The sequence below is a fragment of the Mycoplasmopsis citelli genome, assembly GCF_900660645.1.
Classification (GTDB): domain Bacteria; phylum Bacillota_I; class Bacilli_A; order Mycoplasmatales; family Metamycoplasmataceae; genus Mycoplasmopsis; species Mycoplasmopsis citelli.
This window is the reverse complement of record NZ_LR215036.1, coordinates 736,645-749,425: the sequence shown is the minus strand read 5'-3', so window position 1 is coordinate 749,425 and position 12,781 is coordinate 736,645. Positions and strand designations below refer to the sequence as shown.

11 protein-coding genes are annotated in these 12,781 nt (G+C 25.9%); 9 read left to right on the top strand and 2 right to left on the bottom strand.

Annotated elements, in window-relative coordinates:
• Positions 1 to 75 precede the first annotated feature (75 nt).
• Positions 76 to 1,491, bottom strand: coding sequence for a DnaA ATPase domain-containing protein (locus EXC58_RS02755; RefSeq protein ID WP_129725516.1), 1,416 nt, complete (start codon positions 1,489 to 1,491; stop codon positions 76 to 78).
• Between the two features lie 208 nt (positions 1,492 to 1,699).
• Between EXC58_RS02755 and EXC58_RS02750 the strand changes: the two genes are divergently transcribed.
• The 6 genes from EXC58_RS02750 to fusA all read left to right on the top strand — a co-directional run bounded on the left by EXC58_RS02750 (position 1,700) and on the right by fusA (position 8,180).
• Entirely contained in the window at positions 1,700 to 2,620 is a 921-nt protein-coding gene (locus tag EXC58_RS02750; RefSeq protein WP_129725515.1) for an ABC transporter ATP-binding protein, read from the top strand.
• A gap of 7 nt (positions 2,621 to 2,627) precedes the next feature.
• Positions 2,628 to 3,740 carry a hypothetical protein gene (locus EXC58_RS02745; RefSeq protein ID WP_129725514.1) on the top strand — a complete coding sequence of 371 codons (1,113 nt, stop codon included), beginning with the start codon at positions 2,628 to 2,630 and terminating at the stop codon, positions 3,738 to 3,740.
• Positions 3,697 to 4,995 carry an aldehyde dehydrogenase family protein gene (locus EXC58_RS02740; RefSeq protein ID WP_129725513.1) on the top strand — a complete coding sequence of 433 codons (1,299 nt, stop codon included), beginning with the start codon at positions 3,697 to 3,699 and terminating at the stop codon, positions 4,993 to 4,995. The genes EXC58_RS02745 and EXC58_RS02740 overlap by 44 nt, the downstream gene beginning before the upstream one ends.
• A 116-nt stretch (positions 4,996 to 5,111) precedes the next feature.
• The gene (rpsL, locus tag EXC58_RS02735) at positions 5,112 to 5,528 is read left to right on the top strand and encodes a 30S ribosomal protein S12 (RefSeq protein ID WP_129725512.1); all 417 of its coding nucleotides are present in this window, start codon (positions 5,112 to 5,114) and stop codon (positions 5,526 to 5,528) included.
• Positions 5,529 to 5,589: 61 nt separating this feature from the next.
• A complete protein-coding gene (rpsG, locus tag EXC58_RS02730) occupies positions 5,590 to 6,060 on the top strand; it encodes a 30S ribosomal protein S7 (RefSeq protein ID WP_129725511.1) in 471 nt (156 codons plus the stop codon).
• 29 nt (positions 6,061 to 6,089) lie between these two features.
• On the top strand, positions 6,090 to 8,180 hold the full coding sequence (gene fusA, locus EXC58_RS02725; protein WP_129725510.1) for an elongation factor G: 2,091 nt from the start codon (positions 6,090 to 6,092) through the stop codon (positions 8,178 to 8,180).
• A gap of 46 nt (positions 8,181 to 8,226) precedes the next feature.
• On the opposite strand, the gene EXC58_RS02720 is transcribed toward fusA, so the two are convergent.
• Positions 8,227 to 8,763: a hypothetical protein gene (locus tag EXC58_RS02720; RefSeq protein WP_129725509.1), complete on the bottom strand. Its 537-nt coding sequence runs from the start codon at positions 8,761 to 8,763 to the stop codon at positions 8,227 to 8,229.
• Between the two features lie 265 nt (positions 8,764 to 9,028).
• Here EXC58_RS02720 and cypl point away from each other — a divergent pair, with 265 nt between their 5' ends.
• From cypl to EXC58_RS02705, 3 genes are read left to right on the top strand one after another with little or no spacing between them, the layout of a single operon-like run.
• Entirely contained in the window at positions 9,029 to 10,255 is a 1,227-nt protein-coding gene (gene cypl / locus EXC58_RS02715) for an ABC transporter thiamine pyrophosphate-binding lipoprotein p37/Cypl (protein WP_129725508.1), read from the top strand.
• On the top strand, positions 10,248 to 10,976 hold the full coding sequence (locus EXC58_RS02710) for an ATP-binding cassette domain-containing protein (RefSeq protein WP_129725507.1): 729 nt from the start codon (positions 10,248 to 10,250) through the stop codon (positions 10,974 to 10,976). The genes cypl and EXC58_RS02710 overlap by 8 nt, the downstream gene beginning before the upstream one ends.
• A gap of 1 nt (position 10,977) precedes the next feature.
• Entirely contained in the window at positions 10,978 to 12,729 is a 1,752-nt protein-coding gene (locus EXC58_RS02705; RefSeq protein ID WP_129725506.1) for an ABC transporter permease subunit, read from the top strand.
• Positions 12,730 to 12,781: the final 52 nt, after the last annotated feature.

Sequence of the window (12,781 nt, the reverse complement as noted above, 5' to 3'; positions counted from 1 at the left end):
ATAAAAAAGCTAATTTTTTCTAAAAAATCAGTTAAAAATAAGCTTTTTCTATTATTTTATTTTGTGAATAATTTCTTAGTTATTTTCTATCTCTGCTTTTAACGTATCGAAAGTTCGTTTAACTGAAGACATATCTTTTGTTTCTTTTTCGAATTTTTTAATAGCATTTAAAATAGTAGTGTGGTCTTTCTTAAGTATATGACCAATTTTAGTTGAGGAATAATTTAAAATAATGTTAATTAAATTAATAACCATGTGCCGAGCAATTACAATTTCGCTTTTTCTGGTTTTTGAATAAATTTCAGAAGAAGTAATTTTATAATATTTGCAAACCCGTTCAATAATTTCCTCTGGAGTTATTTTTTTATTTGGAGTTACAAAATCTTTAAAAGCGTTTTTAACAACATTAAAGACATAATCGCTATTTAAAATCTCTTTTTTAAAGAATTTTAATTTAGTAATCGCACCCATTAGTCCACGAATTGAATCTGAATGACCATTAATGATGTAATTAACACTTTCTTCATCAAAAACATCAATTTTTAAATCGTCTTCTTTTTCTAAAATCTCTACAAAAATTTTCTTAAAATCATTTTTGTTCGGTTTATGGATTTTAGTTTGAATTCCTGAGCGTAAGCGAGTTATTAGCCGTTCTTCAAATAAAGGAGTAATATCTTTAATTTCAAATTCAGAAGCAAAAACAGTTAATTTACTAAGCATCATTCGTTTATCAATAACGTTAAAAAGAAAGTTTTTGGTTGCGATTTTTTTACCTTCTGCAAAAATTTGGAAATCATCAAAAACAATTAAATCCACATTTGAGTAGTATTTTAGTATTTTTGAGATTTTATCTTGATCGTTTTCTTTGATTAAATTTGAAATATAAGTAGAAAAATTAAAAGGACTAATGTAAATACATGAAGTTGATTTTTTGGTACTTTTAAATTCGTTTATTAGTGCAGAAAGTAAATGAGTTTTTCCAAGACCTGATTTACCTGATAAATATAAAACATTAACTCCGGTGTCTTGTTCAACAACACTTTTAAAAATTCTTAATGCTTCCTTGTTAAAATCACTTTCAACGTAGTTTGCAAAGGTTAATCGAGTGTTAATCTCTTCGTTTTGAATTTGAATTTTAATAGCTTCTTTAATTCTTTTTTGATTAACTTTAGTTTCTTGAAGATGTTTTTTATGTTCTTCTAAGTTAGTGTTAATAAAATCTCAAACATACTGATCTCCTAAAATCTCTTTTACCGCTGATTCTAGTGCTTGAGTACACTCGTTTTTGTATTTATCTAAATAATAATTTTGAACCTCTAAATTACTAAAAATAATGTGTTTTTTTTCACATTTAATTACCTGCATTTTTTCAAAAAAAACAGAATATCAAAGATTATCAACTTTATTAACTAAATTTTCTTTAAATTGCTCAGTTAAAATTTTTAAATCTAATTCACTATAAGCTGAATTTTCTCTGATTAACTCTTTCATGTTTTAAATTTTATTTGTTTATTAGAAATATTTTAAAACTATTGTGAATTACTTTTATAAATTAAAGTTATTCACAGTTTTATTCACAACCTATAAACCTGTAAAATGTGAATATTAATTAAATTTAATTAATAATTAAATACCTTTTAATTAGTTGTGGATATTTTTTGAATAAGTTAAAAATTATTAAATATAATAATAAAGTAATATGTACGACAATGAAAAAGAAAATATTCTATCAATTAATAATTTAAATAAAAATTTCGGAAAATATAAGGCTTTAAATAACTTAACCTTTAATGTAAAAAAAGGTGAACTTTTTGGTTTTTTAGGAATAAATGGGGCAGGAAAAACTACAACATTAAATATTATTTTAGGTCTTATTAAACCAGATTCAGGTAATGTTTTTATAAATAATAAAAATATTAATGATTATCCAGAATATATTCGTAGTCAAATAGGTGTTGTTTTTCAAGAATCGATTTTAGATAATTATCTATCAGTTAAAGAAATTTTATATGAAAAAGCTTATTTGTACTTTAAAGATAAAAAGAAAAAAATCAAAGAAAAAGTTGCCCAAATAATTGAATTATTTGAATTAGATGATACTAAAAACAAATTTTATAAAGATCTTTCGGGTGGACAAAAAAGAAGAGTTGATATTGCTCGAGCATTAGTTCATTCTCCAAGTATTTTATTTTTAGATGAACCAACAACAGGTTTAGATCCAAACTCACGTAAACTAGTGTGAAAAATATTAAATAATTTACGAAAACAAAATCATCTCACTATCATTTTAACCACTCATTACATGGAAGAAGCTAGCAATTGTGATAATATTATTGTTCTTAATAAAGGAGAAATTGTTGCTCAAGGTACAGTTGCTGATTTAAAAAATAGATACACCAATGCAACATTAAAAATTTATTCTAAAAAAAGCAATTCACTGGAAAAATATATCCAAAAAACCAATAAAGAATTTATTTTTAAAAACAATTGCTACTTAATTAATTTTAAAAATACCAAGGAAATAAAAGAATATCTTTTGCTTCATCAACAAAATTTTAGTGATATTGAAGTAATTAAAGGAGACATGGACGATGTCTTTTTATCGATAATTAATAATTAAGGAAAATATGAGTACTTATATCTTATTTAGAAGACAATTTATTTCATTGTGAAATCAAAAATTTCGTTTTTTATTTAGTGTTTTTGTTCCGATTTTTATTTTTACAGTTCTTTTGTTAATTTTAGATTTTGTTGCAGTTAAAAGAGGATCGAAGTCACTTTTAACTGCAACTAATTTCCAAGTAGGAACTGGACTTCTTTTTTTAATAACCATTATTAATGGAGCCACTTTAACTGTTATTCAAATTCAAGATAATTTTAATAATGCAGTTAATGATATTAAAATTACTCCAATTAAACATTGAAAAATTAGATATAGTTATTTTTTGTTTAATTTTTTAATTAATTTTATTACTGCAGTTTTTATTTATTTGATCTTTATAGTTATTACATTAGCTTTTGATGCAACTGAATTAGAATCATTTAATCGAAATAATCAAAATTTAAAAAGCATTGCTTCAGAAACTATTGATTCAGTAGCGTCTTTAATAAAATATATTAAACAAATCCCTGAATTATCAGCACAATACGGAAATAATGCTGATGAAATTTTAAAAAATTTAGAAAACATTTATACCTCAGCATCAAATGAAGCTACTAAAGCTTTATTTGATGCACAAACTATTAATGTTTTAAATTTAAGTACCATGTCTTTTACTTTATTATTAACAATTTCTAGCTCTTTATTTGCTTCATTATTTTTTCCGATAGTTTTATCACGTTTAAAATCAATTAACATATGACAAGCAATTAATGTTGTGCTAATTTTATTTGGTGGATATTTTATTGGTACTTTTATTCATTTATATTATTATCCAGGATGATTAAGAGCATTTTGTTCAATTATACCAACTACACACTTATTACAAATTGCAAGACATTCATTATATGCCGGAACAGTAGGTGAAGCAACAAATTTATCGCTTAACCCAATTAGTTTATTTAATCAAAATATATCAGTTTCGTGAAGCTTAATTTATGTGTTATTTTGAATAGCATTTTTATTTTTTATTAATATATTTCTTGATAAATTAATATCAATGTGAAATATATTTAAATATCACTTAAAGGAAAAATATGGAAAATTTGTTAAAAAATCAACTTATTGATTTAAAAAATAAAATAAGCAAATATGAACAAGAGATCATTAAAGCACTTAAAGAGGATTTAAACAAAAGTGAACATGAAGTTATAATGAGCGAACTTTATCCTGTTTATAAAGAATTGAATTTTTTTATCAAAAATGCTAAAAAAATCACTAAATTTAAAAATCTCAAAACTATTTCAAATAACCTTTTTTCACAAAAAGGTCATTTTTATAAACCACTTGGAAAAGTTCTTATTTTTAGTGCATGAAATTATCCTTTTAATTTAACTTTAAACCCTTTAATTGGTGCTTTTGCAACAGGAAATAGTGTATATTTATCTTTACATCCTTTTACTCCAAATATTAATAATGTAATTGAGAAAATTACATCAGAATTTGAAAATATAAGTATTTTACAAACAAATAATTTTGAAGATTCTTTAACTTATGATAAATGAGATTTTATCTTTTTTACTGGTGGAAATGTAAATGGAGAAAAAGTTCGTAGAAGAGCTTTTGAATTAAATATTCCTTATTGTTTGGAAATGGGTGGAAAATCCCCTGTTATTATTACTAAAGATGCAAAATTAAATAAAAGTATTGAACAGATTTTATACGGAAAGATTTTAAATAGTGGACAAACTTGTGTTGCACCAGATTATTTAATTATTCACGAAGAAATTAAAGAACAATTTGATAAGTTGTTTATCGAAGAGATTAAAAAATTAAAGCTTGATCTTATAGATAAGGATGATAAAATTAGCAAAATTTTAAGTAAGAAAAGATTTGAAGATTTAGTTAATGAAGTTAAAAGTCAAATATCTTTAGAAAATTTTATTGAAACAAAACAAAAAATTCCTTTTTGCTATTTAAAAAGCTTAAATTTAAACTCAAAATTAGCTTTTGAAGAAATAATGGGTCCAATTCTTTATGCAAAAACTTATAAAAATAACAATGAAATAATTGATATAATCAATCAAAACCCAAATCCGCTAATGATTTACTTATTTACACAAAATAAGGAAGAAATTGAATTTATTAAAAAAATCAATAGTGGCAATTTAATGGTTAATGGAACTATTGATTTAGTTGGAGATTCGGAACTTAATTTCGGTGGATATAAACAAAGCGGAACCGGAAAATATCATGGATGAGCTTCAGTGGAACTTTTTAGCTTTAAAACTGCTTATTTAAAAGTTAAAAAAGATTGATTTATCAGATTTAAAAAATATCCATACACTAAAGAAAAATTAAAAATTTTAAGAAGATATTTAAATCTTATAAGATAGTTTTAAAAAGAAAAAAATAATTAAAAATATGATACACCAGAGACACGTTTTAATGTATAATAATCTCATAACTTACGTATGTCAAAATTAAATTAAAATATAGAAAGGAAGCTTAAATGCCAACAACAAACCAATTAGTTACAAGTGGTCGTGTTTCTAAAGAGAAAAAGCAAAATGCACCTGCTTTAAGCTTAAGTTACAACTCACTTATTAAAAAAGCTAAAAAAATGGCTTCACCATTTAAACGTGGTGTATGTACTCGTGTTGCAACAATGACACCTAAAAAACCTAACTCAGCATTACGTAAATATGCTCGTGTTAAATTATCAAACGGGATGGAAGTTACTGCTTATATTCCAGGAGAAGGACATAATCTTCAAGAACACTCTGTTGTGTTAATTCGTGGAGGTCGTGTTAAAGACTTACCTGGGGTTAGATACCATATTGTTCGTGGGACTCAGGATGCTGCTGGAGTAGCAAAACGTAAACAAGGACGTAGTTTATACGGAGCTAAAAAAGAAAAAGCAAAATAGTTTAAATTAATTTTACTTAAATATATTTATTATTAAATGAATCAAAAATTAGGAGGACAATATGTCAAGAAAAAAAAGTGCACCTATCCGTGAAGTACTTGCAGACCCAGTTTTTAATTCTGTAATTGTTACAAAATTAATTAACACTATTATGCTTGACGGAAAAAAATCAATTGCTCAAGATATTTTATATTCAGCATTTGAAATTGTTAAAGAAAAAACTCAAAAAGACCCAATGGAAGTGTTTTTACAAGCTGTTGAAAATATTACTCCACAACTTGAAATTAGAACTAGAAGAATCGGGGGAACAAACTACCAAGTTCCTACTGAAGTTTCTCCGCGTAGAAAGAAAACACTTGCTCTTAGATGACTTGTTAATTACGCTCGTTCAAGAAATGAAAAAACTATGGATATTCGTTTAGCAAACGAAATTATCGATGCATCAAATAAAACAGGGGGAGCTATTAAAAAACGTGAAGATACTCATAAAATGGCCGAAGCTAACCGTGCTTTTGCTCACTTTAGATGATAATGAGATCATTCATATATAATTAGTTTATTATGGCAAGAGATTACGAATTAAAAGATTACCGTAACATCGGTATTATGGCCCACATTGATGCAGGTAAAACAACAACAACAGAAAGAATTTTATTCCACACAGGTAAAATTCATAAAATTGGTGAAACACATGATGGTGCTTCGCAAATGGACTGAATGGCCCAAGAACAAGAACGTGGTATTACTATTACTTCAGCTGCTACAACAGCTTTTTGAAAAGGTAAAAGAATTAACGTTATTGACACACCAGGACACGTTGACTTTACTGTTGAGGTAGAACGTTCATTACGTGTTTTAGATGGAGCTGTTGCAGTGCTTGACGCTCAATCGGGAGTTGAACCTCAAACTGAAACAGTTTGAAGGCAAGCAACTAATTACAAAGTTCCTCGGATTGTGTATGTAAATAAAATGGACAAAGCTGGAGCTGATTTTGCAAAATCAATTGAATCAGTTAAAACCAGACTTGGAGGAAATGCGGTTGCAATTCAATGACCTATTGGAGCTGAATCTGATTTTAATGGGATTATTGATTTAGTTACCATGAAAGCAACTACTTATAATGGAGAAGCTCAAGAAGAAGAGTTCCCAACTGAAATTCCAGCTGATTTATTAGATATTGCAAAAGAAAAAAGACAAGAACTTCTTGAAGCAGTAGCTAATTTTGATGAAGAAACAATGATGATTGTTCTTGAAGGTGGAGAATTAGATGAGGCTTCATTTAAAGAAGCCATTCGTAAAGCAACTTTAACTTCAGAATTTTTCCCTGTAGTTTGTGGAACATCATTTAAAAACAAAGGTGTTAAGAAAATGATTGACGCAGTAGTTGATTATTTACCCTCACCTCTTGATATCCCACCTATTAAAGCTTATGAAGGTGAAAATCAAGTAGATGTTTTAGCAACAGATGATGCTGATTTTGCTGCTTTAGCGTTTAAAGTTATGACCGATCCATTTGTTGGAACATTAACCTTTTTCCGTGTATATCGTGGAGTTTTAAACAAAGGAAGTTATGTTTATAATTCAACTAAAGAACAAAAAGAACGTATTGGTCGGATTTTACAAATGCACGCAAATAACCGTGTTGAAATTGATGAATGTCGTGCTGGAGATATTGCTGCTGCTGTTGGACTTAAATCAACAACCACTGGTGATACTTTAATATCAGAAAAATCACAAAAAATTGTTCTTGAAAAAATGGTATTTCCAGAACCAGTTATTTCGCAAGCTCTTGAACCAGAATCAAAAGCAGCAACTGAAAAATTATCTTTAGGATTACAAAAACTTGCAGCTGAAGACCCAACATTTAGAACATACACTGACGAAGAAACTGGTCAAACAATTATTGCAGGAATGGGAGAATTACACCTCGATATTATTGTTGATCGTTTAAGACGTGAATTTGGTGTTCAAGTAAAAGTTGGAGCCCCACAAGTTTCATATCGTGAAACAATTACTAAAACCGCAGAAGTTGAAGGTAAACACATTAAACAATCTGGAGGTAAAGGACAATACGGACACGTATGACTTAAGTTTGAACCAAATCCAGATGCTGGTTTTGAATTTGTTGATAAAATTGTTGGTGGAAAAATTCCTAAAGAATATATCAAACCAATTCAAAAAGGACTTGAAGATAAAATGGCTGCTGGTATTTTAGCTGGATACCCAATGATTGATATTAAAGCTACTTTATTTGATGGTTCATACCATGATGTTGACTCTTCAGAACTTGCTTATAAAATCGCAGCTTCTAAAGCTCTTACTAAAGCTAAAGACGCCATTGGAACAGTTTTGCTTGAACCTATTATGGATGTTGCTGTTGTTGTTCCTAGCGATCACATCGGAGATGTTATTGGAGACCTTTCGCGTAGAAGAGGACTTGTTAATGACCAAGAACAAAGAAATGATGGAGCTACAATTGTTAGGGCAGCTGTTCCTCTTTCAGAAATGTTTGGTTACTCAACAGAACTTAGATCAATGACAAGTGGACGTGGAACATACCAAATGCAATTTGATCATTATGAAAAAACTCCAAAAAATATTTCTGATGAAATTATTAAACGTAGAAATATTCAAAATAAAGACGAAGATTAATATTTGTAAAAAAGCAAAGAAAAACTCACAAAAGTGAGTTTTTTGCTTAATCATTTTGAATAAATTCAACTTTAAATTTATCTTTTAATAGCACAAACAATTGGATAAAAAACATTACTATTAATAATATAAAAATTATTAAAATAAAGAAACCAAAAAACGCTGAAAGAAACATTAACAAAGCTAAAGCTACTGCAAATGTTAATGAAATAATAAATTTAATTTTATATGAGCTAGCAAATAGTTGTTTTTGTGAATTATCCATTTCTGAAACTTGTAATATTTTTTCGATACTTTTATATTTAATAGCTGCCATTATATTAAGAATTATTAAACCAATAAACAAAGCTAAAATAGTAATAAATAAAATAAATCCAAATACAACCAATCCAATTGAAAGAGCATATGTATTTACTCCTGGACCTTGAGAAGCGAAAGTAGCAAATAAAACTCCAATATTAATTCCAATTGCAATGAAAAAAATTAATAGTGACAAAAGAATAATAGCTATAAAAGCTAAAGATAGTACATTATATTTTCGAATATGTTGTTGTTCTTTTTGTATTAATAATTTTGTATTCATATCATCCTTTCTTATTATTTAAATAATTAATGTATTATTATTTTACACTTCAAAAAAAAAAAAAAAAAAACTTAAAAATATAAAAATATTTACACATTTAATAATTATTAAATATAATATAGGTTGTTATTAACGAGGGTGTCTACATTTGTAGACTGAGAAATACCTAAGCTGATCAAGGTAATGCTTGCGTAGCTAAGTTAAAAAAATTTTTTTAATTTAAAGTTATTTTTCAGTATAAACCCCTTACTAAAGGAGTTTTTTTATGACTAAATTTTTTAAAAAAATTAAACTAATTTTAGTAGGTTCATTATTTATTGGACCATTTTTAAGTGTTTCTTGCTTCTCTGAAAAAGAAGAAAATCAATGAGATACTGATATTAAATTTTATGTTCCTCAACCCAATAAAGGGTACACAGAGGAAATGAAAACTCAGTTTGAAAAAACATTAACTAAATATTTCAATGAAATCAAAAACCAAAATTCTTCATTGAAAAATAATCCTGATGTTTCGATAAAACTAGAATATGCACAATCTAGCGGAGATTTGTATCAAAAATTTTTAGCAAATAATGTTGATAATGATTTTGCTATTATGAGTTATTCAGATATAAGTAAAAAAAATAATGATGAATTACTTCCTTCTGTTGCACAAACTCAAACATTAAAATTTTTGTGAACTCCAGAAGTTACTGCAAAATTTCAAGATAAAAAAGAACAGGATCCTTTATATTTAATGGCTCAACAAGCAAATAAATTACAACTTGAAGATTCTAGATTTGGTTCTTACCCACTTGATTGAATTGGAAAAGAGACTCAAATGATGTGAGATGGTTCAAAATATGGAGTCTTTTATAAAAATGATCAATATACTGAAAATTTTTACGGTTCAATTTTAATTTCAGGGACCTCTCAAGAAAGAGAACAAATTAAGAAATCATGACTTGAAAAAGATTGAGATACTTTTAAAAGTTTTGGCATTTTATTTAATAAAAAAACCTCTCTTTCTAAATTTATTGTTCCGGTGTCAATCATTGCTAAAAATTTTGGAAAAACCTACAATGAAATTTTTGAATATTTAAGCAATGATAATAGTTTTGTTTCAGCAGGGAAAGACCCTGCAGTTAATTTAGGGATTAAAACTAGCTCAGGAAAAACTTATAAAATAGCTTTTGATTATGATGGAGTTTTTAACTGAACACCTCCGACATGAAATCCTGATTCTGCTGAAAAAACCTATAATTTCAAACCAACTAATTATCCAGAAGAACAGATAAGATATCTTACAATGGTTGGCCCTTTATTTTATGATGCAGTATTAGCACGTAAAAGAATGCCTGAAGCTCAAAAAGAAATTTTTGCTCAAGCATTAGCTAAATTGCAAAATTCAGAAAATACATATGGTACATTTTCTGGATTTAACAAATTTATTCCTTTAAATGATCAAAAATTAAAAGATAACATTAAAACACTAAAAAATATTTATGAATAATATTGTTGAATTTAAAAATGTTAAAGTAAGTTTTAAAAATGAAGATTTTTTTAAGAACATTAATCTATCACTTCCAAAAGAAAAAATGATCGCAATTGTTGGTAAATCCGGAGCTGGAAAAACTACTTTAGTTAATTGTATTTTAAAAGGAATCCCTATTGAAAGTGGTGATATTTATTTGTTTAATCAAAACATTAAAACCACAAAAAACAATTGAAAAAGGTTAATTTCTAATGTTGCTTATATGACTCAAGAACCTAATTTAATTCAAGGAGATAGTGTTTATAGCAATGTTAAAAGATCATTTAGAAATTATAAAAATTGATTTTATAAATTACTTAGTTTACTCACTAAAAAAGATGAAGAGTTTCTTTTTGAAACTCTTAACAAGCTTAATATTTTACAAAAAGCATTTCAAAGAGTTGAAACTCTTAGTGGTGGAGAAAAACAGCGAGTTGAACTTTGTAAAGCAATTATTCAAAGATCACAACTTCTTATTGCTGATGAACCTACTTCAAATTTAGATTATGAAATGTCTCAAAAAGTTATTGAAGATATCAAAAAAGTTAACCAGATTGAAAAAATATCTGTTCTTGTAATTATTCACGATTTAAAATTAGCTTATAAATATTTTGATTATTTTTTGATTATAAAAAATCAAAAAATTTCCTTAATTAAAAAGGATAATTTAACTTTTAACACTTTAGTTAAATTAATTTAAAATGAAAAATAACAAACTTAGATCTTTTTTTCAATATCAAATAACCATTGATGGAATTTCAACTGGTTGAAAAATTAAAAAAAGCTGAATTTATATTTTTTGAATAACTTTAATTATTTTTATAATATTAATTTTTTATTTTTACGACTTTTCGCTAAATTTTCCTGATGGAAGTGATATTTTTTTAAGAAACTTTAAAAAAATATTTACCTTTAGTTCTGTAAGCACCTTTGAAACTGGTGGGAATTTATGAATAAAATCATTACAATTTTTATTTATAAATATTAAATATGTTATCGCAGGAACTTTTGTAGGTTTTGTTATTGCACTGATTACTTCGTTTTTTAGTAGTGATCAATTTAATAATAAAATTATTTGTAATATATTTAAATTTATTTTATTTTTTCTTCGTGCAGTACCAGAAATTGTGTTTATTTTAATTTTTAAAAATACTTTAGAATCTGCTGATACAATTTTGTTACTTGCTTATTTTTGATTTTCATGATTATGATTACATAAATATTTTGTTGAAGTTTTTAAAACTGTTGATACAAAATTCTATTATTTATCAATTCGAATGGGAAATAGTAAAATTCGTTCATTTTTTAGAGAAATTTATCCACGAATTGATAATAAAATAATTGGATTGTTGTTATACTCTTTTGAATCTAATATACGATGAGCATCCTTACTTTCAAATTTTGGACTAATTGGAATTGGACTTTTAACTAACCATGCAGCACAAAATGCTGGAACTAATATTGAACAACTCGGAATACCTTTATTAATTTTAATTTTATTTATTTTGTCTTTAGAGTTAGGAGATTATTTATTTAGAAATTTTGTTTTAAAACACCTTCCTTTCATAAAAATTTCAAGAAATAATTTTCTAAAATGAATTCAAATTAACTGACAAAAGATATTTAAATTAATTCTATTGTTATTTTTAATTATTTTTAGCATATATATATTTTTCTCATTGAATTATTCAATTTTTAAAAACAATTTTTTCCTTTCATATACAAATAATTTTTTTAAACCTGATTTTTCCGTTTTTAATTTAAGTAGTTTTTCAATAGAATTTAATCCTATTATTCAATCATTGCAAATTTGAATTCACACATTTTTTACACTTATAATTTTATTTGTCTTAGTTTTATTTTTCCTTCCTTTTTTAATTGAGAATCAAAATAGTAAATACACGATTACATTAACTAAATTTTGACTTATTGTATTTCGAAGTGTTCCATCAATTATAGTTTTCTTTGTTTTTAGTCCTTTATTTAATTCGAGTTCAACACTAATTTTAATCATTTTAGCCTTTCATAGTTGTGGTTCAATTTTAAAACAACTATCTGATTCTGTTAATAAAATTGATGCTTCTAAATTTAAAAATCTTAAACTAATTGGATGAGGAAAATTTAAAATTTACAAACATTATGTTTTACCTTATTTAAAGAAAGATTTAATGACTTTATTTACAATTTACATGGAAATTATGTTTCGAAGTATTATTTTATATAGTTCCTTATCTGAAAGAGAATTTTTCATTGGAGGAAAATTATTTATTTACTTAAACGGAAGAGTGATTGAGTTTAATAAAGCTTTTGCGTACATGTGAATAATAATGTTTAATATTTTTGTTTTAAATATTGTTACTAATTTAATTTTAAATTTTGAAAAAGTAAAACAGGAATTTTTAAAAATTTACAATAAATTTAGCAAAACAAAAATTCTAAAATCAAATATTTAATATTAATAAAAAACCATTTTCAAGCTAAAAATGTAGCAAAAGAAAATGGTTT